The organism is Streptomyces sp. NPDC015125 (assembly GCF_043080045.1).
Lineage (GTDB): Bacteria > Actinomycetota > Actinomycetes > Streptomycetales > Streptomycetaceae > Streptomyces.
In genome coordinates this window covers 249,504-273,639 of sequence record NZ_JBIBVF010000008.1, presented here as the reverse complement: position 1 = coordinate 273,639, position 24,136 = coordinate 249,504, and the positions used below count along the sequence as shown (strand labels likewise).

The window sequence follows — 24,136 nt, the reverse complement described above, 5'->3', positions numbered from 1 at the left end:
CGAGCGAATGGCCGGGCGGGCGCCGGTTAAGGTGTGCGGGACAACTTCATCCGTACCCGATCGGGGGAAGCCGGTGGAAATCCGGCGCTGACCCGCAACCGTGAGGACGGCCCCGTCCGCACCGTGCCCCTGGCCCGGCGTGGCGGACCGTACGAGCCGGAGCACCCGACAGGGCACGACCAAGGCTCCCGCCACCGAACCGCCTGCCCGTGCGGACGGCCGGTGCGCGGCACCGTCGAGGTATACGGAGCTGAGCCCGGTGCCACCGCGGCCGATGTATGCATCGGCGCGCGAGTGGCCGGCCGAGCGCGGCTGCGTAGCATCGCCGCGACCCGACCGAGAGGCACCGACCCGATGGCCCCCATGGCTTCCATGGCTCACCAGGCCCCTTTGCCGCATTCCGTCGCCTTCCTGGCGCGCCGCGCCGCCACGGCGCTGGCGGCCGTGGCGGTGCTGGGCGCGGCCGCTGCCCCCGCCGCGTACGCCGACTCCGACTCCGCGTCCGCGTCCCCCAAGAAGCTGCCCGGCGGGCTGTACGGCACCAAGGACCCGCAGTACGACGGGGTCTGGCGGCAATCCCTCGCGCTGCTGGCCCAGGACACCGTGGGCATACGCCCCGCGGCGTCCGCCGTGAAGTGGCTGGCCGGACAGCAGTGCGCCGACGGCTCGTTCGCCGCCTTCCGGGCCGAGCCGGGCAAACCCTGCGACGCCAAGACCCTGCGGGACACCAACCAGACGGCCGCCGCGGTGCAGGCGCTGGCCGCGCTGGGCGGGCACGGCGACACCGTGCAGAAGGCCGTGAGCTGGCTGAAGTCGGTGCAGAACGACGACGGCGGCTGGAGCTCGATGGCCGGCTCGGCCGGCGATGCCAACTCCACTTCCGTGGTCATCGGCGCGCTCGCGGCGGCGGGTGAGAAGCCGCAGTCCGTGACGTCGAAGAAGGGCGGCAAGACCCCCTACGACGCGCTGCTCACCTTCCGGCTGGACTGCGAGGCGAAGGAGGACGCGCGCGGCGCGTTCACCTTCCAGCTCAAGGGGGCGGCCCCGAACGCGGACGCCACCGCGGCCGCCGCGACCGGGGCGCTCGGCAAGGGCTTTGTCGTCGAGCCGTCCGGCAAGGGCGCGGACACCCCCATCAAGCCGCTGAGCTGCAAGGACGGCGACGGCAAGAAGGCGGGCAGCGGCGATCCGGCACAGGCCGCGGAGGGCGGCGCCGGCTACCTCGTCGCCCAGCTCGACAAGAACGGGCAGCATCTGCTCTCCGCGATGCCGGGCGCAGAGAAGCAGCCCGATGTCGGCAACACCGCCGACACCGTGGTGGCGCTGGCGGCCGGCGCACACACCACCGCCGCCGCGCAGCCGCTGAAGTGGCTGGAGAAGAACGCGGCGGGCTGGGCCAGGCAGAACGGCCCCGCCGCGTACGCCCAGCTGGTGCTGGCCGCGCACGCCACCGGCACCGACCCGCGCTCCTTCGGCGGCACCGATCTGGTGTCCGCGCTCAACGCCACCGGACCCGAGCCGGCCGCCGCGGCGACGAAGGACGGCAAGGACGGCAAGGACGCCGACGACTCCAAGGGCGGCGGCTTCGGCCTGGTGTGGATCATCGGCATCGGACTCGCCATCGGTGCCGGAATCGGTTTCCTGCTGAGCAGCCGTAAGAAGAAGCAGCTCTGATGGGGCGTACCAGGATCGCCGGAGCCGTGCTGCTGGCCGGTGCGGTCACCGGCCTGGCCGCCGGGCCCGCCCAGGCACAGGAGTACCGCTACTGGTCCTTCTGGCACGGCAAGGGCAGCTCCTGGGCGTACGCCACCGAAGGGCCGGCCACGCTGCGGCCGGCCGACGGCGCGGTGGAGGGCTTCCGCTTCGCCGTCAGCGCCGACTCCGCCGCGGCCGGCAAGCCCCGCGCCTCCGCCGACTTCGACGCGATCTGCCACGGCACCCCCGCGAAGGACGGCCGCAAGCGGGTCGGCATCGTCATCGACTTCGGCACCGCGACGGCTGCGCCCCGCGGGGAGCGGCCGCCCAAGGCCAGGGCGGAGTGTGCCCAGGTGCCGGAGGACGCCTCGGCGGGCGAGGCGCTGGCGGCGGTAGCCCGGCCGCTGCGCTACGACTCCGGCGCCCTGCTGTGCGCCATCGCCGGCTACCCGAAGTCGGGGTGCGCGGACCAGGTGGAGGGGGCGAAGGAGCCCGCGTCGTCCGCTGCGCCGTCTTCGGGCGCGGCGGACGGAGGCGATGCGGGCAGCGGAGGCGACGCGAACGGCGGGGGCGACGGGGGCCCGTCCGCCGGGCTGGTCGGCGGGGTCGCGGCCGTCGTCGTACTGGGCGCGGCGGCGGTGTGGCAGGCGCGCCGCCGACGCGGATGAGCGCCCCGCAGGCGACCCGCACCACCGCGCTGCACGCCGGCGCCTGGTGGCTGTGGGCACTCGGTCTGGCCACCGCGGCCTCCCGCACCACCAATCCCCTGCTGCTGGGGCTGCTGGTGGGGGTGGCCGGCTATGTGGTCGCGGCCCGCCGTACGGAGGCGCCGTGGTCCCGTTCGTACGGTGCGTTCGTCAAGCTCGGGCTGGTCGTGATCGCCATCCGGCTGCTCTTCGCCTTCGTCCTCGGCTCGCCGATCCCCGGTACGCACACCCTGGTCACACTGCCCGAAGTGCCGCTGCCCGACTGGGCGAAGGGCGTCCGGATCGGCGGCCGGGTCACCGCCGAGGGCATGGTCTTCGCGCTGTACGACGGGCTGAAACTGGCCACCCTCCTCATCTGTGTGGGCGCCGCCAATGCACTGGCCAACCCTGCCCGACTGCTGAAGTCGCTGCCGGGCGCGCTCTACGAGGCGGGCGTCGCGGTCGTCGTCGCGATGACCTTTGCGCCGAACCTGGTCGCCGATGTCCAGCGGCTGCGTGCCGCGCGCCGGCTGCGCGGCCGCCCCGACCGCGGGTTCCGGGCGCTCCTCCAGGTCGGGATGCCGGTTCTGGAGGGCGCGCTGGAGCGCTCGGTGGCGCTGGCCGCGGCCATGGACGCGCGCGGCTACGGCCGTAGCGCCGAGGTGCCGCCCGCGGTACGGCACCTCACCTCCGTCCTCACTCTCGGCGGGCTGCTCGGCAGCTGCGCCGGGACGTACGGGCTGCTGGGCGACACCGGCGGCGGCTACGGGCTGCCGCTGCTGCTCGCCGGACTGGCGGCAGCGCTCGCCGGGCTGTGGCTCGGCGGCCGGCGGTCGGTGCGCAGCCGCTACCGGCCCGACCGGTGGGGCGCCCGCGCCTGGCTGGTCGCGGGCTCCGGCATCGCCGTCGCCGCCCTGATGATCTGGGCGAACGACTACGCACCCGCCGCCCTCCACCCGGCCGCCGTCCCGCTCACCGCCCCCGTCCTCCCCCTCTGGCCGGCCGCCTCCGTTCTCGTGGGGCTGCTGCCCGCGTTCGTCGCCCCGCTCCCGCCGGGCACGGGCCGGACGGACCGGGCGGACCGGGCGGACCGGGCGGACGGAGCGGACCGGGCGGACGGAGCGGACCAGGCGGGCCGGGCGGACCAGGCGGGCCGGGCGGACGGGGCGGGCCGAACCGCCAGGACAAGCAGAGCAAACAGGGCAAGCAGGGCAGACGGGGCGGCGTCCCGTGGCCGTGCCCCCGATGTCGATCCGCACGCGAAGGAGCCCACCCAGTGATCCGGTTCGAGCAGGTCTCGGTCACCTACGGGGACGCCGCGGCGCCCGCCGTCCAGGGCGTCGACCTGACCGTCCCCGAGGGCGAACTCTGTCTCCTGGTCGGCCCTTCCGGCGTCGGCAAGTCCACTGTCCTGAACGCCGTGTGCGGCCTTGTCCCACACTTCACCGGCGGCACCCTGCGCGGCCGGGTCAGCGTCGACGGACGGGACACCCGCACCCATAAACCGCGTGAACTGGCCGATGTCGTCGGCACCGTGGGCCAGGACCCGCGGGCGCACTTCGTCACCGACACCGTCGAGGACGAACTCGCCTACGGGATGGAGTCGCTCGGCCTCGCGCCCGACGTGATGCGCCGCCGGGTCGAGGAGACCCTGGACCTGCTGGGCCTGGCCGAGCTGCGCGACCGCGCCCTGGCCACCCTCTCGGGCGGCCAGCTGCAGCGGGTGGCGATCGGCTCGGTCCTCACCACCCACCCCAAGGTCCTCGTCCTCGACGAACCGACGTCGGCACTCGACCCCGCCGCCGCCGAAGAGGTCCTCGCCGTCCTCCAACGCCTGGTCCACGACCTCGGCACCACGGTCCTGCTGGCCGAACACCGCCTGGAGCGGGTGGTCCAGTACGCCGACCAGGTCATCCTGCTCCCCTCCCCCGGCGCTCCCCCGGTCATCGGCGCCCCCGCCGACATCATGGCCGTCTCCCCCGTCCACCCCCCGGTGGTGGCCCTGGGCCGCCTGGCCCGCTGGTCACCCCTCCCGCTGTCCGTACGCGATGCCCGCCGGAAGGCCGCTCCGCTGCGCGAGCGGCTGGCAGGAGTCAGGCCGGCAGCGCCGGAGACCCGAACGGGCACGGGCATGAGCACGGGCACAGGCGGGAGCACGGGTACGGGTACGGGCACAAGCGGGAGCACGGGTACGGGCGGGAGCACGGGTACAGGCACAGGCAGGGGCCTCGGGGGCACGCCGGCGGTGTCGGCCCCCACGGCTGCGGCGGGCTCCCCGGCCGGTGCCGCCGCGGTCGTCTCCGGGCTCAGTGTCCGCCGGGGACGGACCGAGGCGCTGCACCGGGTGGATCTGACCGTGCGGGGCGGCGAGATGCTGGCCTTGATGGGCCGGAACGGCGCGGGGAAGTCCACTCTGCTCACCACCCTCGTCGGTATGCACCCACCGTTCTCCGGGACGGTGCGGGTCGGTGGCGTCACCCCGCACCGCACCAGCCCGCGTGACCTCCTGCGGCATGCCGGCCTCGTCCCCCAGGAGCCTCGGGACCTCCTGTACGCCGACACCGTCGCGGCCGAGTGCACCGCGGCCGACCAGGACGCGGGCGCCGCCGACGGCAGCTGCCGGGCCCTGGTCACCCGGCTGCTGCCGGACGTCCCCGACTCCGTCCATCCCCGCGATCTGTCCGAGGGCCAACGGCTCGCCCTGGCCCTGGCCATCGTGCTGACCGCCCGCCCTCCGCTGCTCCTGCTCGACGAGCCCACCCGTGGTCTGGACTACGCCGCCAAGGCCCGTCTGATCGAGGTGCTGCGCACACTGGCCGCCGAGGGCCATGCCATCGTCCTGGCCACCCATGACGTGGAACTCGCCGCCGAGCTGGCCCACCGGGTCGTCCTCCTGGCCGACGGTGAGATCGTCGCCGACGGCCCCACCGATGAGGTCGTGGTCTCCTCTCCTTCCTTCGCACCGCAGGTCGCCAAGGTGCTTTCCCCGCTGCCCTGGCTGACCGTTCCTCAGGTGGCGCACGCCCTGGAGGCCACCGCGTGAGCGCACGCCCTGCAAGCCGCCGCATGAACGCACCCCCGCACCGGCCGGATGACGACCGGCAGCTCACCGGCTCCGGTCCCGGCCCCGGCCGCCGGACCCGTGCCGTACGGCTCGGCCCCCGCTCCATCGCCGCGCTGCTCCTCATCTCGGCCATCGGCGTGATGGCCTTCGGGTGGCCGCTGCTCGCCGACTCCGCCTCCGGACTCGCCCATTCCCGGGACGCGCCCTGGCTGTTCGCCGCGCTGCTGCCGATGCTGCTCGCCGTGGTCGTGGCGACCATCGCCGACACCGGCCTGGACGCGAAGGCCATCGCGATGCTCGGCGTCCTGGCCGCGGCCGGGGCCGCGATGCGCCCGCTGGGCGCGGGGACGGCCGGTATCGAGCCGATGTTCTTTCTGATGGTGCTGTCGGGGCGGGTGCTCGGGCCCGGCTTCGGGTTCGTGCTGGGATCCGTGGCAATGTTCGCTTCGGCGCTGCTGACCGGCGGTGTCGGCCCGTGGATGCCGTTCCAGATGCTGTCGATGGGCTGGGTGTCGATGGGCGCCGGCCTGCTGCCGGGGCCCGACCGGCTGCGCGGCCGCAGCGAACTCGCCGTGCTCGCCGCCTACGGAGCCGTCTCCGCCCTCCTCTACGGCCTGGTCATGAACCTTCAGGGCTGGCCCTATATCGCCGGCATGGCCTCAAGAGTCTCCTTCGTCCCCGGGGACCCGCTCGACCAGAACCTCGCCCGCTACCTCGCCTACTGCCTCGCCACGTCCCTCGGCTGGGACGTCCCCCGGGCCCTGGTCACCGTGCTCCTCACCTGCACGCTGGGCGGCACCGTCCTCAAGGCCCTGCGCCGCGCCACCCGCCGGGCGGCCTTCGACGTCCCCGTGTCCTTCCGTTCCGAGCCTTCCGATCCGTCCCGGGGCACCACCGCCCCGTGACCGGCGGCGTGATGCCCCGGGGCATCGCTCTCGGCATCACCACCGGACCGGCCTGACGCCGCCCGGAGCGGTGTCAGCGGGCGACGGGCAGGGGCGCGGGCTATGGAGGGCGCCGAGCGCAGGAACGACATGGTGTGGCCGGCGTCGGCTCCCTGGTCAACGACCGTGGCCCGGGCACCGTGACCGGCCAACTCCTGCTCGCAGCTCCGGGTGTTCGCCATGGGTACGTCGCGGTCGCCGGTGGCGGAGTAGAGGCGGTTTCCCACCCGACTCGACTGTGGTTTTCCCCAGGTTGGGAGGGGCGGCCGCCAGCCCCTCTCCCCGCCCCTGCCCTCCGGCCCCGGCCCCGGCCCCGGCAACCGTCCCCTCCGAACGCCCCTACCGGCCCGGCAACCCTGGCAGCCCGGCAGCCCTCGGCTCCCGCTACAGCCTCTGAATGATCGTCCCCGTCGCCAGTGCCCCGCCCGCGCACATGGTGATCAGGGCGAACTCCTTGTCCCGGCGTTCGAGTTCATGGAGTGCGGTGGTGAGGAGCCGGGCGCCGGTGGCGCCGACCGGGTGGCCCAGGGCGATCGCGCCGCCGTTCACATTCACCTTCTCCAGGTCCTGCTCGAAGACCTGCGTCCAGGAGAGCACGACGGAGGCGAAGGCTTCGTTGATCTCGACGAGATCGATGTCCTTGAGGGACATCCCCGCCTTGCCCAGTACGGCCCGGGTGGCGTCGACGGGGCCGTCCAGGTGGAAGTGCGGATCGGAGCCGACCAGCGCCTGGGCCACGATGCGGGCCCGTGGCTTGAGCTTGAGGGCGCGTGCCATGCGCTTGGAGGCCCACATCACCGCGGCGGCGCCGTCGGAGATCTGCGAGGAGTTGCCCGCCGTGTGGACGGCGGTCGGCATCACGGGCTTGAGGCCGCCCAGGGCTTCCAGGCTGGTGTCGCGCAGCCCTTCGTCGCGGTCGACCAGCCGCCACATGCCCTGGCCCGCGGCCTGTTCGTCCTCGGTGGTGGGGACCTGGACGGCGAACGTCTCCCGTTTGAAGCGTTCCTCGGCCCAGGCAGCGGCCGCCCGCTCCTGGGAGAGCAGGCCGAGCGAGTCGACGTCCGCACGGGTCAGCCCCCGGTTGCGGGCGATGCGTTCGGCCGCCTCGAACTGGTTGGGCAGGTCGACGTTCCACTCGTCGGGCCAGGGCTTGCCGGGGCCGTGTTTGGAGCCGCTGCCCAGCGGCACCCGGGACATCGCCTCGACACCGCAGCCGATGCCGATGTCGATGACGCCGGCCGCGATCATGTTGGCGACCATGTGGTTGGCCTGCTGGGAGGATCCGCACTGGCAGTCCACCGTGGTCGCGGCGGTCTCGTACGGGAGGCCCATTGCCAGCCAGGCGTTGCGTGCCGGGTTCATCGACTGTTCACCGGCGTGGGTGACGGTGCCGCCGACGATCTGTTCGACGCAGTCGGGCTGGATGCCCGTACGGGCGAGGAGTTCGCGGTAGGTCTCGCCCAGGAGATAGGCGGGGTGCAGGTTGGCGAGCGCGCCTTGGCGCCTGCCGATCGGGGTGCGTACTGCTTCGACGATGACGGGTTCCGCGGCCATGACTGACTCGTCCTCTCCTCGCGTCCGCGGGCGTCCCGGCACCCACGGAAGAAGAACTAGTACGCGTTCTAGTTCTGGAACAGTCTTATGAGCCGTCTCCCGGGGCGCAAGGGGCGTGCAACGCTGTTGTCCGGAAAGGGATCGCCACGACCCTTGCTACTTGCAGAACTCGTTACTACCTTCACCCGACCCATATCTGATGCTCCGTCAGACGGCCGGATGGACCAGGAGTCGCCGATGCCATGCCCCGCGTTGCCCGAAGGGTTCGACTTCACCGACCCCGACGTCTACCAGTCCCGCGTTCCGCTCCCCGAGTTCGCGCAGCTGCGGCAGAGCGCGCCCGTGTGGTGGAACGCCCAGCCGCACGGCATCGCCGGCTTCGGCGACGACGGCTATTGGGTGGTCACCCGTCACCAGGACGTCAAGGAGGTGTCCACCAAGCCGGAGATCTTTTCGGCGAACCTCAACACCTCGATCATCCGCTTCCAGCCGTCCATGACCCGCGAGCAGATCGACGTCCAGAAACTGATCATGCTGAACATGGACCCGCCCGAGCACACCCGGGTCCGCCAGATCGTGCAGCGCGGCTTCACCCCGCGCGCCATCCGCGCCCTGGAGGACGCACTGCGGGACCGGGCGGCGCGCATCGTCGCCGAGGCGCGCCGGAAGGGCTCCGGCGACTTCGTCACCGACATCGCCTGCGAACTCCCCCTCCAGGCCATCGCGGAACTCATCGGCATCCCCCAGGACGACCGGGCCCGGATCTTCGACTGGTCGAACAAGATGATCGCGTACGACGATCCCGAACTGGCCATCACCGAAGAGGTCGGCGTCAACGCGGCCATGGAGCTGATCTCGTACGCGATGAACCTCGCCGCGGCGCGCAAGGAGTGCCCGGCCGAGGACATCGTCAGCCGGCTGGTGGCGGCGGAGGACGAGGGGAATCTCGGCTCGGACGAGTTCGGCTTCTTCGTGCTGCTGCTGGCGGTGGCCGGCAACGAGACGACGCGCAATGCGATCACCCACGGGATGCACGCCTTCCTCACCCATCCCGAGCAGTGGGAGCTCTACAAGCGCGAGCGCCCCGGGACGACGGCCGAGGAGATCGTGCGGTGGGCGACGCCGGTGGTCTCCTTCCAGCGCACCGCCACCCAGGACACCGAACTGGGCGGGATGAAGATCAAGCAGGGGCAGCGGGTGGGGATCTTCTACTCCTCCGCCAACCACGACCCGGAGGTCTTCGATCACCCCGAGGTCTTCGACATCACCCGTGACCCCAACCCCCACCTGGGATTCGGCGGCGGCGGCCCGCACTTCTGCCTCGGCAAGTCCCTTGCGGTCCTGGAAATCAACCTGATCTTCAACGCGCTCGCCGACGCCATGCCGGACATCACCCTGGCGGGCGACCCGCGCCGGCTCCGCTCGGCCTGGCTCAATGGCGTCAAGGAGCTTCAGGTTCACTACGGCTGACCGTCGCCGCCGCCTCGCCGGGGAGGGTCGGAGGCGGCGGAGGCGGCGGAGGCGGCGGAGGCGGCGGAGGCGGCGGAGGCGGCGGAGGCGGCGGAGGCGGCGGAGGCGGCGGAGGCGGCGGAGGCGGAACGGCGGGGTGGGGGCGGGGCGGACGACCGGCGAAAGCCGGTCCGACGGTATGTCCGAAAACGGTTCCGCCGTCAACCTTGCCAGTCACATGGGGCAGACTTACATTCAACTCACCAGTAACACTTGGCAGTTCGGCATTTTCGCGCACCGCTCGACAGCGCGCACCCCCGAGCCGCACGACTTCCCCCAGGGATGCACAGACCGGCTCCCCCGCGCGACTTCCGTACCACGCGCACCTTGCGCATCCGCACCCCCACACGTTCGACAGTGCGCTCCACCGCTCTTCGAAGGGGACATACCATCATGAAGGACGCACACGGCAGACCTGTCACGGGACGTATCAGCTGGCGGAAGTTCGCCGTGCTGTCCGTTCCGGCCCTCGCCGGCACCGCCGCCCTGGGCATCGCCCTGGCCAACGGGGCGCTGGCGGCGTCATTCGCCGTCTCGGGACAGCAGTTCAAGGTCTCCGCCGACAGCCTCACGGGCAAGGGATTCGCCCAGTACGGCGGCGTGGACGCGAACGCCAGGGGAGATCTCCTGCCGGTCGCCGTCACCGCCATCAAGACGGCCCAGCTGGACCATCTGTGCCAGTCGGTCGTCACCCACCTGCCGGTCATCGGCGATATCTCGCTCAACCTCAGCGCCGGTACGGGCAGTAAGCCCGTCGAGGCGAGTGATCTCTTCGTGGACGCCACCCAGCTCTCCGGCAATGCGTCCTTCCACCACATCGAAATCGGCCGGGACGCCTCCACCCTGGACAAGGGGCCGGACAGCGCCCAGGGCATGCAGGACCTGTTCGCCCAGCAGGCCGATGACGTCAACATCAGCAATCTCCGGCAGACCGCCTGGGCCACCAACGCGGGGACCTTCAAGCTGTCCGGCCTCAACATGAAGATCTCCAAGGGCAAGAAGGAATGCTTCTGACCTGGCGGCGCTGGCGGCGGGGGCGGCCGTTCTGGGGCGGCCTGGCGGCCGTCCTCGCCGGCGCCGAGATCTGCGCCATCCCGCTGGCACCGCTGAAGATCATGCTGCAACAGGGCATCGCGGGGATCCCGTCCGTGCTGATGGGGCTGGTGATGATCGTGATGGGGCTCTCGGCGTGGTTCGCGCCGCACTACCGGGGCCTCGCGGGCGTGCTCACCGTGCTGTGTGCGGCGGCCGCGCTGGTGATGTCCAACCTCGGCGGCTTTCTGATCGGCACCGTCATCGGGATTCTCGGCGGCTCGATGATCTTTGCCTGGCAGCCGGTCGCCCCGGCAGAACCCGCAACCGCCGCGACCACCGCACCCACCGCACCCGCCGCACCCGCCGCTGCTCCCGCGGCCGTTGCCGAGTCCAGGGCCGCTGCCGAGCCGGGGTCCGTTGCCGAGCCCGGCGGCAGCGCGCCCGCCCCCGGCGAGCCGTAACCCGCCGCCGGACGGCGCCCGCCCGTACGCGCCTCCCCACACCTTTGCCCGCGTACGGAACCGGGGCGCGGCCCGCACCACCCGCCGCACCGCTTCGTCCGGCACCCACCCGCTCCCTCCGGCACCCACCCCTCGAAGGAGACCCACGATGACCATGACGCAGCCCGCCCGGCACGCCCCCCGTCAGCGCGCCTTACGCACCGCCGGTACCGGGGTCGTCGCGGCCCTCGGCCTGTCGCTCGCCATGACCGGCGCGGCGACGGCACAGCCCGCCGGGGCACCGTCCGCCCCGGCAGCGTCCACGACCGTGAGCCCCGCAGGCCACAGCTTCACCGCCGCGCTCAGCGGCAAGGCCACCTTCAAGGCCGGTTCGGTGACCGTGACCTGTACGGTCTCTTCCTCCAGCGGGCAGGTTCCGGCCGCGCCCGGCAACCAGAACCCGGCGGGCCCGGTCAGCAGCTCCACCACTCCGGCCACCTACAGCTCCTGCACGACGAGCATGCCCGGTGTCAGCGCGTCCGTCTCCACCTCCGGCACCTGGGGCGTGGCCATGCAGAACGGAGCGCCGGTGACCGCCGGACTGACCATCCCCGTCGGCGGTTTCGTGCTCAAGACCAGCGGTCTGGCGTCCTGCACGGTGACCGCGGCCCCCACCTCGGCGGCAACGGTGAACGGCAGCTGGACCAACGGCGCGCCCTCCACTCTCGGCTTCACCAACGCACAGGTGCCGGTGAAGGTGACCGGCGGTTTCGGCTGCCCGACCACCGCGACCAGCTCGACGTTCAACGCCCTCTACACGGTCAGCGACACCACCGCCCCCGCGTCCCAGATCACCGTCACGGGCTGAGCGGCGGACCGGTCACAGGTGACGCCCGGCCGTGGTGCGCGGGCGTCACCCGTTCCCGCCCCGCAGTGGGCCGTCCCCCGCTCCCGCGCCGCGGGGGCGGGGGACGGCCCACTGGACGTCCTCGCCCGCAGGGCGGAGGCCTGGGCACGGACGGCCGGTGCCGCGGACGGGCCGAGCCGGGGCCATCTGCAGAGCTGGTACACGAGCACGGAGTCGGGCCCCGACGCCGGTCCGCCCGTCACCGTGCCCGAAGAGCGCATCACCTGCTGGCACGACGACGGCAGCGGCTCGGAACTGGTCGTGGCCACCGACCCGCAGCACCCGGGCCGCCCGGTGATCCACGACAACGACGGCCGCTGGCAGACCGTCAGCGACGGCAAGGTACCGCACCGCAAGACCTGTCCGGCGGGCTCGGAAGCCCAGCACAGCGGCCTCGCCTCCCGTACGAGGCCGTCGACCGACCCGGCGGCACTGCGCGAACAGCTGTCGTGGCTGTACGGCGGGCCGGGCGGCACCCGCACGACTCCGCAGCTCCTGTCGGCGCTCGGACTGGAGATCACCTTCACCAAGGGCGAGCCGGAGTTCAGGATCATGTCGGGGGAGGTCATGTCGTACGAGGCGTGGATGCCATAAGGCGACGGCGCCGGACCTGTACACCAGACCTGTACACCGGACCGGTACGCCGGACCGGTACGCCGGACCGGCGCCGCCGACGCGGCGTCCCAAAGCGTCGATTCCCCGGAACCGCGGCCCGGTTCCCGGCCATACTGCGGGCAGGACCGGTGACCACGGGGAGGCACTGTTGCGACTGAAAGTCGATGTGCGGGACGGCGATTGGGCCACGGTTTCCTACGGCCCGTACGGGGTGCGGTTCGCTCGTCTGCTGAGCGAGCGCCTCGGTGTCGAGGGCCACACCGGCGACACCGAGGAACAGCGGCGCGGGCGCTGGGCCGATGTCGCCCAGGCTTGTCTGCAGGGCGCCATCGACGTCACCACGCCCGGAACGCCCGAAGCACTGACCGTCGGGGAGCTGAAGGACCTGTGCCTGGCCGAGGCACACCGTACGAGGGCGGCCCGGACCGCCGACGAACCACGGATCCTCCACACCTGGCTCGCGGACCCGGCCACGGACGAACGGCTGGACGAGTCCGGGACGCTGGCCGAGGCCGAGCTGGCGGACGGCGACCTGCTGGTGCTGTGCATCGAGCGGGAGCCCGAGGCCTGCTACCGCATGAGCGCGGCGCGCAACCCTGCCGCTCTGCTGGAAAAGCTCCAGCTGACCGCCAACGCACCGGCCCCGGACGGCGGTCCGCGGCTGTGGGGCCTGCTGCTCTACACCGACGCCGACCACGAACTCGCCACCTACGTCCGCACACACTTCGACGACCTCCACGCCCTGTCCGGCCCGGCGACCCAGGTGTTCGTCGTGGAGCGCCGTGCCCACCGGGGCGCCGCGAAACGGTACTGGCGCACCCGTCTGGAGCCCGAGCTCTACCGTCCGCTGGCGGGCATGCAGTGGCTGCGCTGGCAGCCGTACGACCCGCAGGGCGCCTACGCCCTCGCCGACCGGCTCGGCATCGAGCCCGGCCTGCTGCCCTGTCTGGTCTTCGTGGGCGATCCCCGGGGCGGCCTCCGCGACAGCGAGAAGATCCTCTTCCCCGTCGAGCAGTCCACCGTGGGATACTTCCGGTCCCTTTTCGGCAGCATTGCCCGAGCACTCAAGGACCCTGCCGAGCAGGCCGGGCCGACGGAACCGGTCAGTGAATTTCCCTTTCCGCCGGACACGCACCCGTTGAACTACCAGCACAGCCGTCTCGACGGGGCGCAATGCGCCTCGCCCGAAGAGATGCTCCGAAGAATCGGGCGGGCACAGCGGGCAGCGGCAACCGACGCCGAGGCCTTCGCCAAGGTCCGCGCCGCCGAAGCGGCCATCCGTGCCGCCCTGCGCCCCGCCACGGAAGCGGACCGCCTGCGCGATCTGCAGCTCACCGACTGCCATGTCGTCATCACTTCCTCAGGATCGGGTTCCATGACGGAGAACTTCTACTTCCAGGGCATGAACACCACCTTCATCAACCGCCCGACGGACACCGTCGTGCGCGACTTCCAGAACAGCTACCGGTCCGTGGCCGGCGCGGACGAGTTGAGCCGGCTCCTGCAACTCGTCCTCAGCAGCCGGGATCTTTCCGACACCGACCGGGACGAGGCCGCGGGCATGGTGCACGACCTGGCGCGACTCACCACCGGGCCCACGCCCGACCCGCCGGCCGTACGGGGCAGGCTGGAGCGACTGCGTGCCGTGGTGGCCGCCGGCGCCGATATCGCCCAGCCGGCCCTTGCCGTCGTCGCTTCACTCGCCGCGCTCTTCGCCGGCTGAACGGCCCGCCGACTGAACGGTCCGGCGGCTGAACGGTCCGGCGGCTGAACGGTTCGCCGGCCGGTCGGCCGGGCCCGCGCCCGAGTGGCGGGGCCGACCGTCATGGCCGATCCTTGAGGGAACGCGACGATCCACACCGGCGCGGCGGTCAGCAGTGTGCCGCCGCGCCGCTTCCCTGCCTCGAAGCGGCGCTTTCGTGCCCCATGCGGCATTCCCGCGACCCGCCCCGGCGCTCCCGTCACCCGGCCCACCCCCTCAACGGGCACGTGGCGCACCTCACAATCCGCCGGAGGTTGCAGCGGATCATCGCGATATGGATCACAGACATAAGTGCCGCGAATTGCTGTGCGACAGGGCGTTTCCCCAGCAAGGAGCGGGTATACGGCCACCTGCGCGGTCGTCCGCGCACTGTCCGTGATGATCCGGTCTGCCCCTATGGTCGACCTTTGCCCGCCGCTCCATGGCGGGCTTGGGCCCGCCGCTCCGTGGCGGGCCGGAGTCATGTTGTCGTCCAAAGAGAGCGCAGGCGAGCGAGCACGTGCCGACGCATTCCACCGTCGCCCCCGGGCCCCGTAACCCCGTCGGCAGCCGTGCCGATACCGCATCCGATCCCCAGCGGGGACGGACCGAGGATCCGGCACAGCAGCCATCGGACGAGGTGACCGTCGTCGATCCCGCGATGGTCAAACGCGCCGTGTCGGCGGCCGCGCTCGGCAATGCGATGGAGTGGTTCGACTTCGGCGTGTACAGCTACATCGCGGTCACCCTCGGACATGTCTTCTTCCCGTCCGGGAATCCGACCGCGCAGTTGCTGTCGACGTTCGGAGCGTTCGCGGCAGCCTTCCTGGTACGTCCCATCGGTGGAATGGTCTTCGGACCGCTCGGTGACCGGATCGGACGACAGAAGATCCTCGCGATCACCATGATCATGATGGCGGCGGGCACCTTCTCCATCGGCCTGATCCCGTCCTATGCCTCCATCGGCGTCGGGGCGCCCATCCTGCTGCTCGTCGCCCGCCTGGTGCAGGGCTTCTCCACCGGCGGCGAATACGGCGGCGCCTCCACCTTCATCGCCGAGTACGCGCCCGACAAGAAGCGCGGCTTCCTCGGCAGCTGGCTGGAGTTCGGCACCCTGGCCGGTTACGTCGGCGGCGCCGGCCTGGTCACGCTGATGACCGCGCTGCTGTCCACCGACGACCTGACCTCCTGGGGCTGGCGCATCCCGTTCCTGATCGCCGGACCGATGGGCATCATCGGCCTCTACCTGCGGATGCGGCTGGAAGAGACCCCGGCCTTCGCCCAGTTGGAGAAGGAAGCGCGGACCAAGGAGAAGGCGCGCCGCGAGGCCGAGAAGCGGATCGGCATCCGCGAGATGATCTTCGGTCAGTGGCGGTCGATGCTGCTGTGCGTCGGGCTGGTCCTGGTCTTCAACGTCACGGACTACATGCTGCTGTCGTACATGCCGAGCTATCTGACCTCGGAGCTCAAGTACGACGAGACGCACGGACTGCTGGTCGTGCTCGCGGTGATGGTCCTGATGATGGGCGTCCAGCCGTTCGCGGGCCGGCTCACCGACCGCTTCGGCCGCCGTCCGGTCATCGGCGCGGGCTGTGTCGGCTTCCTGGTGCTGTCCGTGCCCGCCCTGCTGCTGATCCGGCAGGGGTCGCTGGCCGCCATCGCGCTGGGCATGGCCGCCCTCGGACTGCTGCTGGTCACCTTCACCGCGGCAATGCCGTCCACGCTGCCCGCGCTGTTCCCGACCAAGGTGCGCTACGGCTCGCTGTCGATCGGCTTCAACGTCTCCGTGTCGCTCTTCGGCGGGACGACGCCGCTGGTGGTCACCGCCCTGATCGGCGCGACCGGCAACAAGATGATGCCCGCCTACTACATGATGGCGGCGGCAGTGATCGGCGGCATCGCCGTCCTGCTGATGTCGGAGAGCGCCCGCAAGCCGCTGCCCGGCTCCCCGCCGGCCGTCGAGACCGAGGCGGAGGCGGACGAGGTCCGCGAAGCCGCCGCGGCGGGCTCGGCGGCCTGACCGCACGATTCCCCCACCCGGGCTGGTGAAGGCCCGGCCGGATTCTTCGACGCCGTGAGTCGATTCCGCCCCGCCGGTTCTGCCGGCGGGGCGGAGTGCTGCCGGCGGGGCGGAGTGCTGCCGGGGGGTGAGGTGCGGGTGCGGGTGCGGGTACGAGTGCGGTCGCCCTGATCGGCGATCGCCCGTCATCCTCGTGCAATCATCGCGCTGGAACAGCAGTTGAGTACATTCAGCGAATGGAGACTCCCGTTGCGCGGGCACTCACTCTTGAGGCGATCGGCAGCCATAGCAACCCTCGCCCTGGCCGTCGCCACCTCGGCCGGGACGGCACAAGCAGCAGAAACCCGCGGGAGCACGAGCGCGCTCGCGGCGGCTCCCTCGTGCGTCAAGGTCAAGGTCGACACGGGCATCATCGCGCGGACGGCCTACGTGAAGAACCACTGCTCGACGACCAAGCGGGTCAAGGTCAGGTGGTCGTTCGCCCCCGACTCCGGCTGCAACACCCTCAAGCCGGGGCAGGGCTTCAAGACGAAGCGCGGTCTCGCGGCGCAGTTCGACGGCCTTCCCTCGTGCTGACCGAGCGCTGAATCATCCCCGCCCGGACACCGTCTCAGGTGTCCGGGCGGTCTGCTGCCCGCTCGACCACGGTGGTGCCGGCCACCGCCAGGAGCCGCTCATTGCCGCCGGGTGTGCCGGCCGCCCGCCGGTCAGCCGAACGTCCGGGCACACGAAATCCGGGCGCGCGAAGCCGGCCGGGCACACGAAGTCCGGGCGCGGGTGCCGCCGCCTCTGCGTTGAGGGGGCCGGGGTACCGGGACACGGGCGGGGTGTGCCCCCGGACGTCATGGCGGCACCGGTCGCGCGGTGCCGGGAGGCCGCTGCGGCATGCGGCCAGTGGCCTTGCGCTGTCGGCCTGCTGACCCGAGGTGACCGCGCGCTGCCCGGCCTCAACCCCGTGCGCCGGCCCGGCGGAACGCGCCCGGTGTGATGCCGAAGCAGCGCACGAACCAGCGGTGGAAGTGCGCCTGGTCGGCGAAGCCCGCCTCGGTGGCGGCGTCCGACGTGGCACGCCCGTCCACGAGGAGGGCGCGGGCGCGCCGCAGCCGCAGCAGCCGCTGAAAGTCGCTGGGCGCCATGCCGTACTCGGCACGGAACGCCCGGTAGAGCGCGAAGCGGCTGCACCCCGCGGCATCGGCGAGTTGCTGGGCGGTCAGCGGCTGGTCATAGGCCGCCATCAGCAGATCCCGCACCCGCCGGGCCGCCCCGGCCTGCGCGCCCGCGGGGAGCTCGCGCGGCCCGGCCACCGCGGCGCTTCCGGAGGCGTTGCGCCGCACCATGGCTTCGACGGCCGCGGTGAGCCGCTCCTCCCGTACGAGGGGATCCGCACCGCCGACGAGCGCCGGATGCAGCCTGCGCAGCGCGCGGGCCAGCACCGGGTCGTCGACCACCGGGCGGTCGAACAGCGGCATGGCTCCCCGGCCGTCCGTCACATCGTCGAGCACCGCGCGTACGACGTCCGGGCCGAGGTGCATGATCCGGTAGGTGAAGCCGAGTTCGACGGCGGACTCCCCGTCGTGCGGGTCGTCCGGGTTGAACGCCATCACCATGCCCGCCGTGCTGGTGTGGCCCGCGCCGCGGCAGGTGAAGCGCTGGGCGCCGCTCTCCGTCACCGCGAACGAATAGGCATCGTGGCTGTGCGGAGGGAAGACATGGCCGACAAAATGCGCGTGCATCGCTTCCAGGGGCCGGTCCGGATCGCGCCAGTAGCGCGCCCAGTCCCCGCCATGCTGCCTGCTCATCGCTCCAGTCTGCCGCGCCGCACCAGCGTTCAATACGGCAGTCCGAATGCCGGACGACACTCCCCGTATGACGACTGCACCCACCACACCGGTCGCACCGATCGCACCGACCGCAACCGCATCCCCCCGCACGGCGCCGGCTGTTCCCCGCTTCGACACCAAGATCGCCGTGATCGTCCGGGACGACCTCGCCGTCTGGCAGAAGCTGAACGTCACCGCGTTCCTCGCAAGCGGCATCGCGCACGCCTCCGGCGACATCATGGGCAAGCCCTACGAGGACGCCTCCGGCCACGACTATCTGGCGCTGCTCCGGGAGCCGGTGCTGTGCTACGCCGCCGACGCCGGGGCGCTGGCCCGTACACACGCCCGTGCACTCAGCCGGGCCGTACCCACCGCGCTGTACACCGCCGACATGTTCACGAGGGGGAACGACGACGACAACCGGGCGGCGGTGCGGGCGGTGGCCGCCGATGCCCTGGAGCTGGTGGGACTCGCCGTGTACGGACCGCGCGGCATCGTCGACAAGGTCACCAAGGGCCTGAAGCTGCACGGCTGACGAGGCCGTGGCCGCCGCCCCGACCGGACCTGACCCGCCTTCCTTGTGCACCATGCGGCACGATGGTCGACATGAGCATCGTGAAGATCAACGTACTGACCGTCCCAGCCGAGCAGCGCGAGGTCCTGGAGAAGCGCTTCGCCTCCCGCGCCGGCACCGTGGACTCCTCGGACGGCTTCGAGTGGTTCGAACTGCTGCGCCCCGTGGAGGGCACAGAGCAGTACCTCGTCTACACCCGGTGGCGGGACGAGGAGGCGTTCCAGGCGTGGATGGAGGGCCCGATGAAGGCGGCGCACCAGCAGGGCGGCGACGGGGGCGGCGAGCGGCCCAAGCCCGCCGCGTCCGGCTCCACTCTGTGGTCCTTCGAGGTGGTGCAGCAGACCGGTCCGAAGCAGGGCTGAGCTCTTCCGGCGGCGTCACTCGAAACCCGTTGCACCGCGCGCCACCCCGGCCGTCACAATGACGTCATGAGTGACGCCGCCACCCTCCGCCTCCCCTGGGCCGTCTCCCCCGAGCCGGTCGGCTCGCCGGACGCCGAGGCGCTGTTGCGCGAGTACTACACCGAGGTGGCCGACCGGTACTTCGCCCTGCACGAGGGCCGCGGCTCGACGTCGGCGGAGATCGACGAGGGGGTCGCGGAGTACCCCAGCAGCGATCTGACGCCGCCGAACGGCGTGCTGCTGGTGGCCCGCCACGGCGAGGCGGTGGCGGGCTGCGTCGGCGTGCGGATGCTGGATGCACGGACTGCGGAGCTCAAGCAGATGTTCGTACGGGCCGGTCGGCGCGGCCTGGGCGGGGCGGGCGTGCTGCTCACGGCCGCCGAGCGGGCCGCGGCGCAGCTCGGCGCCGAGCGGATCCGGCTGGACACCCGGCTGGATCTGGTGGAGGCCGTCGCGCTCTACCGGCGGCACGGCTTCGTGGAGATCGATCCGTACCACGAGGACCCTTACGCCGAGATCTTCTTCGAGAAGCGGCTGGGCGGCGGGGACGCGTGACCGAGACCGGCTGACGGCCGGTGCGGCAACGGGACAACCCGCCCCACGCCACCGTCAGCCGTCAGCCGTCAGCCGTCAGCCGTCAGCCGTCAGCCGTCAGCGACCCTACGACCCCACGACCGTTCTCACTTGGCCAGATCCGGCGGCCGTGGCGTGCGCGGAGGGATGCGGGGCAGCGGACGGCGGTCGTCGCCGTTGTGCGGCTCGTCCTCGTCCGAGCCGCACAGCTCATCCGTCAGCTCCCGGACGAGTGCGGTGAGGTCGGTGGGCCGGTCCTCGGTCCACCAGTCGCCGAGCATCTCCACGAGCGACTGCTGACGGGCCGCCGAGAGCCGCTCGGCGGCCTTCCGTCCGTCGTCGGTGAGCCGCAGCGAAAGACCGTCACGGGTGGCCAGTCCGCGTTCCTCGATCTGGCGGACGCTCCCGGAGAGCACCCCGAGCGGGACGGTGCTGCGCTCGGCGAGCCGCGCCGGTTCCACCGCGCCGCAGCGGTGGATGCGCAGGATCAGCCAGCCGGCGGCCGGTTCGAGGTCCAGCCCGGCCCGTGCGGTGATCTTCTCGTAGATGTGCTTACGGCCTTCCCCGCTGCCGAGTTTGGACAGTGCGCGGGCGCATTCGTCGCGCGAGGACCGCTCGACGGGGTTGGAGGAGAGCACCTCACTGGTGTCGGGGGCGGTGACGCTGCTGCGCAGCGGCTCCTCCCTGAGGAACCAGGCCAGGACGAACGCGACCAGGACGACCGGGACGGCGTAGAGGAAGACATCGGTGATCGAGTCGGCGTAGGCGTGGAGGACACCGGCCGCCTGCCCGGACGGCAGCCGGGTGACGGTCCGCGGATCCTCGGCGATCGTGGACGCGTCGATACCCGGCGGAAGTTGCACCCCGGCGACGGCGTCGGCGATCCGCGGCCGGAGGTGGTTGGTGAAGACCGTGCCGAAGAGGGACACGCCGAACGAGCCGCCGATGGAGCGGAAGAACGTGGCACCGGAGGTGGCGACGCCCAGGTCCTGGTAGGCGACGGCGTTCTGCGCGATGAGCACCAGCACCTGCATGACCAGGCCGAGTCCGAAGCCGAAGACGAAGAAGTACGCGCTCATCTCGGCGACGCCGCTGGCCGGGTCGAGCCGGTGCAGCAGCAACAGTCCGATCGCCACGATGCCGGTGCCGGCGATCGGGAAGACCTTGTAGTGGCCGGTGCGGCTGACAACCTGCCCGGACCCGGTGGAGGCCACCAGCATGCCGCACACCATCGGCAGCATGTGCACACCGGACAGGGTCGGTGTCACCCCCTGCACGACCTGCAGAAACGTCGGCAGATACGTCATCGATCCGAACATCGCGAAACCGACGACGAAGCCGATGACGGCGGTCAGCGTAAAGGTGCGGCTCCGGAACAGACGCAGTGGCAGGACGGGTTCGGCGGCCCGGCGCTCGATGACGAGGAACGCCCCCAGCAGCACGACGCCCAGTGCGCCGCACCCCACGATCTGCCAGGAGGACCAGGGGTAGGTCACGCCCCCGAGCGAGGTCATCAGGACGAAGCAGGCGGCGACCGCGGCGATCAGGGCGGTGCCCGGGTAGTCGATGCGGTGCGGGGTGCGGCGGCGCGGGATGTGCAGCACGGCGGCGATGACGGCCAGTGCGACGATGCCGACGGGGAGGTTGATGTAGAACACCCAGCGCCAGCTGAGGTGGTCCACGAACAGCCCGCCGAGCAGCGGTCCGAGGACGCTGGCGCCGCCGAAGACGGCACCGAACAGGCCCTGGTACTTCCCGCGTTCGCGGGGCGGCACGATATCGCCGACGATGGCCATCGACAGCACGATCAGGCCGCCGCCGCCCAGCCCCTGGAGGGCTCGGAAGGCGATCAGCTCGCCCATGTTCTGCGCGATACCGCACAGCACCGAGCCGATCAGGAAGATCACGATGGCGGTCTGGAACAGCTTCTTGCGGCCGTACTGGTCACCGAGCTTGCCCCACAGCGGAGTCGCGGCCGTCGCGGCCAGGAGGTAGGCGGTGACCACCCAGGAGAGGTGGTCGAGGCCACCGAGCTCGCTGACGATCGTGGGCAGCGCGGTGGCGACGATGGTCTGGTCGAGCGCCGCGATGAGCATGCCGAGCAGCAGCGCGCCGATCGCGACCAGGACCGTCCGCCGGGACCGGTCCTCGCCGGGGACGGCAGGAGCGCCGGTGTCCTGCGCCATGAGCGTCTCCCTCTGTTCCGCCGGGCCGCCCTTTCCGTCGCGGAGCGCCCTTCGGGCTCCTCCCATCCTGGGCGGTTCGGCCGGATATGGCCCGCCGAACGGCGTTCGGTATCCGGGGCCGTTCAGGGGACCCGGGGTATGCCGTACGGGTCTTCGAGCGCTTGCGCGAACGGGTGCGCCCTTTGCATCATCGCTGCCGGTTCGATGGCTCCGGGAAGGAGACCTCGATGCCTCCGGGGAGGGGACCGCTCGTGACGGCACCGGCATGCCCGCACTGCTCTGCCCCCGTACGCGGCGACGGCCGGCCGCCTGTCTGTGTGCGGCGGTCGATGCGGACGGCTTTGATCCGCTGCGCGTTCGGCCGTACGTGTCACCGCCCGGCGTGGACGACGACGCGGGCGGCTGCGCGGGCGAGGGCGACGACGCCGGTGCGGGCGCGTGCGGCGGCGCACGGGAGGTCCACGGCGGGTCGGACGTCACCCTCGCGAGCCGGGGCGACCGGCTCGACGAGGTACCCGGGGTGGACGCCGCCGTGCACCGGGCCGTCGGCCCCGTAGCCGCGGAAGGCTCCGCGACCGCCGGTCCACCTCGCTCACCCGGTCCACCTCGCCCACCCGGTCCGTCCTGATCCGGCGGACCGGCCCCGGCGCGGGGCGCTGACCAGGCCCGGTTGTCGGCACCCGGATGCGTTTTGTATCGTGAAGAAACAAAGTGGTTCCGCCCGCACTCCCTGACCGGCGGGCGGGCCCGCTTTGTCTTCCTCGTGCGATCCGCACCGTCCGCATACGGCGGCGCCATCCGTATGACCGTCCGCATACGGCACCATCCGTATGACCGTCCGTATGCCCGTAGCGCCCAGGAGCCCGCCGATGCCGGCCACCACCACGCTCACCACCCGCGCCCTGCTGCTGGACATGGACAGCACGATCGTGAACTCCGAGGCGGTCGTCGAGCGCTGCTGGCGCCGCTGGGCCGACGAGCAGGAGCTGGACGCGGACGAGGTCCTCAAGGTCGTCCACGGCCGGCAGGGCTGGGCCACCATGGCCGCGCTGCTGCCGGACCGCCCGATGGAACTCAACCTGGCCGACAACCGCCGGATGCTGGCGCAGGAGACCTCCGATACGGACGGCGTGGTGCCGGTGCCCGGCGCGCCCGCCTTCATGGCCGCCCTCGCCACCGTCCCGCACGCCCTGGTGACCTCCGCCGATATCGCGCTCTCCGATGCCCGGATGGGTGCGGCGGGGCTGCCCATGCCCGCCGTGCGGATCACGGCGGAGAGCGTGAGCGCCAGCAAGCCCGACCCGGAGGGCTTCCTCAAGGGCGCGGCCGAGCTGGGTTACGCGCCCGGGGACTGCCTGGTCTTCGAGGACTCCGAGGCGGGCATCGAGGCGGGCCGGGCGGCCGGTATGCGGGTGGTCGGCGTCGGCGACCGGGCCGCCGCTTTCGCCCCCACCGTGCAGGTGCGCGACCTCACCGGCATCCGCGTCGAGGCGCTGGCGGACGGCATGATCGCGGTGCACCTCACGGACTGAGCCCCCGCGCCGGGCCCGGATCGCGGGGCGAGGAGTGAGCACCCACCGGGAGCCCCCCGCTCGCCCCGTCCCGCGCCGCGCTCGCCTCAGCCGGAAACCGCCTCGTACAGGCTGAAGCCCGCCAGCAGCAGCATCACACCCGCCGCGATCTTGGTGATGAGCTTCAGCGGCACGTATTTCATGAGCGTACGGCCGCCCAGGATGCCCAGGCCGGCCACCGCCCACAGGGCCAGGACGGCGCCGATGCCGACCGAGAGCGGGTCGTCGTAACGGGCCGCGAGGTTGGCGGTCATGATCTGGGTCAGATCACCGAACTCGGCGACCAGAATCATCATGAAGCCCGCCCCGGAGACCTTCCAGAAGCTCTGGTCGGCGGGCTTCTTCACTTCTTCCTCGTCGTCGTCCTTCCTGAACAGCAGCACGGCGGCACCCGCCAGGAAGAGGACACCGACCACCCCCTGGACCCAGCGGTGCGGGAGCAGCGTCAGCACGCTGCCCGCGGCGATGGCGAGCGCCACATGTACCAGGAAGGCCGCGGCGACGCCGGCGAAGACGTACGAGGCGCGGTAGCGGGTGCCGAGCATCAGGCCGGCGAGAGCGGTCTTGTCGGGCAGTTCGGCGAGGAAGACAACGCCGAAGACGACTGCGGCGACGGTAAGGCTGAACACGGGGTGGGATACCTCGATCGGTCGGGCCGCACCAAAGGGGCCCGGGAGAGGGGTCGCTTCGGCACGGCAGCGTCAGACACTGCGGCCGAAGGTCTCGCTGGCTCGGTACGCGTGCGTACCGGGCTCCGGGCGCCGGCTCCCCCGTTGTCACCACGCGTATCACGCGCTCCAC

The 24,136-nt window shown here is 71.9% G+C and carries 22 protein-coding genes and 1 riboswitch; of the genes, 18 read left to right on the top strand and 4 right to left on the bottom strand.

Annotated features, from left to right (window positions below; genetic code table 11):
* Nucleotides 1–63: 63 nt before the first annotated feature.
* Nucleotides 64–167: riboswitch (cobalamin riboswitch) on the top strand.
* A gap of 187 nt (nt 168–354) precedes the next feature.
* Genes ACF088_RS20290 through ACF088_RS20270 form a run of 5 tightly spaced genes read left to right on the top strand, consistent with a single transcriptional unit; the run spans nt 355 to nt 6,350 of the window.
* On the top strand, nt 355–1,674 hold the full coding sequence (locus tag ACF088_RS20290; RefSeq protein WP_392377149.1) for a prenyltransferase/squalene oxidase repeat-containing protein: 1,320 nt from the start codon (nt 355–357) through the stop codon (nt 1,672–1,674).
* Nucleotides 1,674–2,363 (top strand): SCO2322 family protein, encoded by a 690-nt coding sequence (locus tag ACF088_RS20285; protein ID WP_392377148.1) that lies wholly within the window; start codon nt 1,674–1,676, stop codon nt 2,361–2,363. The genes ACF088_RS20290 and ACF088_RS20285 overlap by 1 nt, the downstream gene beginning before the upstream one ends.
* A complete protein-coding gene (locus ACF088_RS20280) occupies nt 2,360–3,661 on the top strand; it encodes a CbiQ family ECF transporter T component (protein ID WP_392377147.1) in 1,302 nt (433 codons plus the stop codon). Before ACF088_RS20285 ends, ACF088_RS20280 begins: the two co-directional genes overlap by 4 nt.
* Nucleotides 3,658–5,424: an ABC transporter ATP-binding protein gene (locus tag ACF088_RS20275; protein ID WP_392377146.1), complete on the top strand. Its 1,767-nt coding sequence runs from the start codon at nt 3,658–3,660 to the stop codon at nt 5,422–5,424. The genes ACF088_RS20280 and ACF088_RS20275 overlap by 4 nt, the downstream gene beginning before the upstream one ends.
* 23 nt (nt 5,425–5,447) lie before the next feature.
* Nucleotides 5,448–6,350: an ECF transporter S component gene (locus ACF088_RS20270; protein ID WP_392377145.1), complete on the top strand. Its 903-nt coding sequence runs from the start codon at nt 5,448–5,450 to the stop codon at nt 6,348–6,350.
* A 423-nt stretch (nt 6,351–6,773) separates the two neighbouring features.
* On the opposite strand, the gene ACF088_RS20265 is transcribed toward ACF088_RS20270, so the two are convergent.
* Nucleotides 6,774–7,943 (bottom strand): steroid 3-ketoacyl-CoA thiolase, encoded by a 1,170-nt coding sequence (locus ACF088_RS20265; protein WP_392377144.1) that lies wholly within the window; start codon nt 7,941–7,943, stop codon nt 6,774–6,776.
* A gap of 237 nt (nt 7,944–8,180) precedes the next feature.
* Here ACF088_RS20265 and ACF088_RS20260 point away from each other — a divergent pair, with 237 nt between their 5' ends.
* From ACF088_RS20260 to ACF088_RS20225, 8 genes are all read left to right on the top strand, one after another.
* Nucleotides 8,181–9,413, top strand: coding sequence for a cytochrome P450 (locus tag ACF088_RS20260; protein ID WP_392377143.1), 1,233 nt, complete (start codon nt 8,181–8,183; stop codon nt 9,411–9,413).
* Between the two features lie 432 nt (nt 9,414–9,845).
* Nucleotides 9,846–10,466, top strand: coding sequence for a DUF6230 family protein (locus ACF088_RS20255; protein ID WP_392377142.1), 621 nt, complete (start codon nt 9,846–9,848; stop codon nt 10,464–10,466).
* On the top strand, nt 10,457–10,948 hold the full coding sequence (locus ACF088_RS20250; protein WP_392377141.1) for a DUF6114 domain-containing protein: 492 nt from the start codon (nt 10,457–10,459) through the stop codon (nt 10,946–10,948). Before ACF088_RS20255 ends, ACF088_RS20250 begins: the two co-directional genes overlap by 10 nt.
* A gap of 148 nt (nt 10,949–11,096) precedes the next feature.
* The gene (locus tag ACF088_RS20245; RefSeq protein ID WP_392377140.1) at nt 11,097–11,795 is read left to right on the top strand and encodes a hypothetical protein; all 699 of its coding nucleotides are present in this window, start codon (nt 11,097–11,099) and stop codon (nt 11,793–11,795) included.
* Between the two features lie 18 nt (nt 11,796–11,813).
* Nucleotides 11,814–12,428, top strand: a complete 615-nt coding sequence (locus ACF088_RS20240) for a hypothetical protein (protein ID WP_392377139.1) — start codon at nt 11,814–11,816, stop codon at nt 12,426–12,428.
* Nucleotides 12,429–12,597: 169 nt separating this feature from the next.
* Nucleotides 12,598–14,172, top strand: coding sequence for a hypothetical protein (locus tag ACF088_RS20235; protein WP_392377138.1), 1,575 nt, complete (start codon nt 12,598–12,600; stop codon nt 14,170–14,172).
* 538 nt (nt 14,173–14,710) lie between these two features.
* Complete coding sequence (gene proP / locus ACF088_RS20230) at nt 14,711–16,210, top strand: glycine betaine/L-proline transporter ProP (RefSeq protein WP_392377137.1); 1,500 nt, start codon at nt 14,711–14,713, stop codon at nt 16,208–16,210.
* A 267-nt stretch (nt 16,211–16,477) separates the two neighbouring features.
* On the top strand, nt 16,478–16,786 hold the full coding sequence (locus ACF088_RS20225) for a hypothetical protein (RefSeq protein ID WP_392377136.1): 309 nt from the start codon (nt 16,478–16,480) through the stop codon (nt 16,784–16,786).
* Nucleotides 16,787–17,157: 371 nt separating this feature from the next.
* Here ACF088_RS20225 and ACF088_RS20220 read toward each other — a convergent pair whose 3' ends face one another.
* Nucleotides 17,158–18,009 carry an AraC family transcriptional regulator gene (locus ACF088_RS20220; protein ID WP_392377135.1) on the bottom strand — a complete coding sequence of 284 codons (852 nt, stop codon included), beginning with the start codon at nt 18,007–18,009 and terminating at the stop codon, nt 17,158–17,160.
* Nucleotides 18,010–18,076: 67 nt separating this feature from the next.
* Between ACF088_RS20220 and ACF088_RS20215 the strand changes: the two genes are divergently transcribed.
* The 3 genes from ACF088_RS20215 (at nt 18,077) to ACF088_RS20205 (ending at nt 19,560) form a co-directional block, all read left to right on the top strand.
* Nucleotides 18,077–18,565, top strand: coding sequence for a DUF2000 family protein (locus ACF088_RS20215; RefSeq protein WP_392377134.1), 489 nt, complete (start codon nt 18,077–18,079; stop codon nt 18,563–18,565).
* Nucleotides 18,566–18,636: 71 nt separating this feature from the next.
* Complete coding sequence (locus ACF088_RS20210) at nt 18,637–18,966, top strand: antibiotic biosynthesis monooxygenase family protein (protein WP_392377133.1); 330 nt, start codon at nt 18,637–18,639, stop codon at nt 18,964–18,966.
* Nucleotides 18,967–19,032: 66 nt separating this feature from the next.
* On the top strand, nt 19,033–19,560 hold the full coding sequence (locus tag ACF088_RS20205) for a GNAT family N-acetyltransferase (RefSeq protein ID WP_392377132.1): 528 nt from the start codon (nt 19,033–19,035) through the stop codon (nt 19,558–19,560).
* Between the two features lie 125 nt (nt 19,561–19,685).
* On the opposite strand, the gene ACF088_RS20200 is transcribed toward ACF088_RS20205, so the two are convergent.
* Nucleotides 19,686–21,764, bottom strand: a complete 2,079-nt coding sequence (locus tag ACF088_RS20200) for an MFS transporter (protein WP_392377131.1) — start codon at nt 21,762–21,764, stop codon at nt 19,686–19,688.
* Between the two features lie 265 nt (nt 21,765–22,029).
* On the opposite strand from ACF088_RS20200, the gene ACF088_RS20195 reads away from it, so the two are divergent.
* Nucleotides 22,030–22,392 (top strand): hypothetical protein, encoded by a 363-nt coding sequence (locus ACF088_RS20195; RefSeq protein WP_392377130.1) that lies wholly within the window; start codon nt 22,030–22,032, stop codon nt 22,390–22,392.
* A 241-nt stretch (nt 22,393–22,633) separates the two neighbouring features.
* Complete coding sequence (locus tag ACF088_RS20190; protein ID WP_392377129.1) at nt 22,634–23,296, top strand: HAD-IA family hydrolase; 663 nt, start codon at nt 22,634–22,636, stop codon at nt 23,294–23,296.
* 86 nt (nt 23,297–23,382) lie between these two features.
* Here ACF088_RS20190 and ACF088_RS20185 read toward each other — a convergent pair whose 3' ends face one another.
* Nucleotides 23,383–23,964, bottom strand: a complete 582-nt coding sequence (locus ACF088_RS20185; protein ID WP_392377128.1) for a TMEM165/GDT1 family protein — start codon at nt 23,962–23,964, stop codon at nt 23,383–23,385.
* Between the last annotated feature and the right edge of the window lie 172 nt (nt 23,965–24,136).

Bases quoted from the DNA above. Each gene is read 5' to 3' on its own strand.
- ACF088_RS20290 (WP_392377149.1), top strand. From the start codon at position 355: ATGGCCCCCATGGCTTCCATGGCTCACCAGGCCCCTTTGCCGCATTCC.
- ACF088_RS20285 (WP_392377148.1), top strand. From the start codon at position 1,674: ATGGGGCGTACCAGGATCGCCGGAGCCGTGCTGCTGGCCGGTGCGGTC.
- ACF088_RS20280 (WP_392377147.1), top strand. From the start codon at position 2,360: ATGAGCGCCCCGCAGGCGACCCGCACCACCGCGCTGCACGCCGGCGCC.
- ACF088_RS20270 (WP_392377145.1), top strand. From the start codon at position 5,448: ATGAACGCACCCCCGCACCGGCCGGATGACGACCGGCAGCTCACCGGC.
- ACF088_RS20265 (WP_392377144.1), bottom strand. From the start codon at position 7,943: ATGGCCGCGGAACCCGTCATCGTCGAAGCAGTACGCACCCCGATCGGC.
- ACF088_RS20260 (WP_392377143.1), top strand. From the start codon at position 8,181: ATGCCATGCCCCGCGTTGCCCGAAGGGTTCGACTTCACCGACCCCGAC.
- ACF088_RS20255 (WP_392377142.1), top strand. From the start codon at position 9,846: ATGAAGGACGCACACGGCAGACCTGTCACGGGACGTATCAGCTGGCGG.
- ACF088_RS20250 (WP_392377141.1), top strand. From the start codon at position 10,457: ATGCTTCTGACCTGGCGGCGCTGGCGGCGGGGGCGGCCGTTCTGGGGC.
- ACF088_RS20245 (WP_392377140.1), top strand. From the start codon at position 11,097: ATGACCATGACGCAGCCCGCCCGGCACGCCCCCCGTCAGCGCGCCTTA.
- ACF088_RS20220 (WP_392377135.1), bottom strand. From the start codon at position 18,009: ATGAGCAGGCAGCATGGCGGGGACTGGGCGCGCTACTGGCGCGATCCG.
- ACF088_RS20215 (WP_392377134.1), top strand. From the start codon at position 18,077: ATGACGACTGCACCCACCACACCGGTCGCACCGATCGCACCGACCGCA.
- ACF088_RS20210 (WP_392377133.1), top strand. From the start codon at position 18,637: ATGAGCATCGTGAAGATCAACGTACTGACCGTCCCAGCCGAGCAGCGC.
- ACF088_RS20205 (WP_392377132.1), top strand. From the start codon at position 19,033: ATGAGTGACGCCGCCACCCTCCGCCTCCCCTGGGCCGTCTCCCCCGAG.
- ACF088_RS20200 (WP_392377131.1), bottom strand. From the start codon at position 21,764: ATGGCGCAGGACACCGGCGCTCCTGCCGTCCCCGGCGAGGACCGGTCC.
- ACF088_RS20195 (WP_392377130.1), top strand. From the start codon at position 22,030: ATGCCCGCACTGCTCTGCCCCCGTACGCGGCGACGGCCGGCCGCCTGT.
- ACF088_RS20190 (WP_392377129.1), top strand. From the start codon at position 22,634: ATGCCGGCCACCACCACGCTCACCACCCGCGCCCTGCTGCTGGACATG.